General features: G+C 63.5%; 1 protein-coding gene. It reads right to left on the minus strand.

Translation table 11 applies throughout. The features are described from left to right. The coding region (locus MLGJGCBP_RS22465; protein WP_160098100.1) for an alpha/beta fold hydrolase at window positions 1-877 on the minus strand (877 nt) is incomplete at its 3' end. Between the last annotated feature and the right edge of the window lie 61 nt (window positions 878-938).

Raw genomic sequence — 938 nt, forward strand, 5'->3', positions numbered from 1 at the left:
GCAGGAACGCCCGTAGTCGGTCGAGCACCAGCTCGGGTCGTTGATCGACAATCCAGTGACCGGCGTCGTCGACCGTCTCGAGATGAAAACCCGGTGCGCGCTCGGCATATCCGCGCAGCAGCGTGGGAGTGATCACCGTGTCACCCATTCCGTGGAGGAACCGCATCGGAATATCGACGGAAATCTTCGCGAATTCGCCGGCACGGATCAGTTCTCGTGTCAGGAATGTGCGATACCAACGCAAGCCTGCGACCGCATGACCGGGCTCACGCAAACGCCGCACATAGAGCCTGAAGTCGACGTCGTCGAGGTAAAACCCGGCGCCGACCCAACGGCCCGTCATCCTGACAAAGCGGCCCTTCGGGTCACCGAGAAGGCGCGGCCCGATCACCGGAAGGGAAATCGGGATCTGATACCAGAACCGCCACAGATGGCGAACCACCGTCAGATCGAACTCGAGCCAGGGGCCGACGGTGTTCAGTCCGAAAAATCCGGTCACCTTCTTCGGGTGTCGCAGCATCAGATGCGCCGCGATCGGACCACCCCAGTCATGGGCGACCACGGGAACCGCAGCGACGGAAAGCCGGTCGAGCACGACCGCGAGATCATCTGCCATGTCCGTCTTGTAGTAACGATCATCGGGAGCCGAGCTCCAACCGGCACCGCGCAGATCCGGGCACAGCACCCGGTAGCCATCGGCCGCCAGAGGACCGATCAGCTCATGCCATGCCCACCAGTTCTGAGGGAAACCGTGGACAAGCATGACCGCCGGACCGTCGGCCGGTCCGGCGTCGGCGACGTGAATCGTGACACCGCCGCCCACGTCGACGAACCGGTGCTCCACGCCGGCGAGCACCGGCAGTGAGGGTGAGTTCATGGTTACTCGCTCTCTGCTTACACGACGCTGCCGCACCGCGAACACCCAGTAGGCTGCGGTC

The organism is Rhodococcus sp. T7, assembly GCF_009872365.1.
In the GTDB taxonomy this organism is placed as follows: Bacteria; Actinomycetota; Actinomycetes; order Mycobacteriales; family Mycobacteriaceae; genus Rhodococcus_F.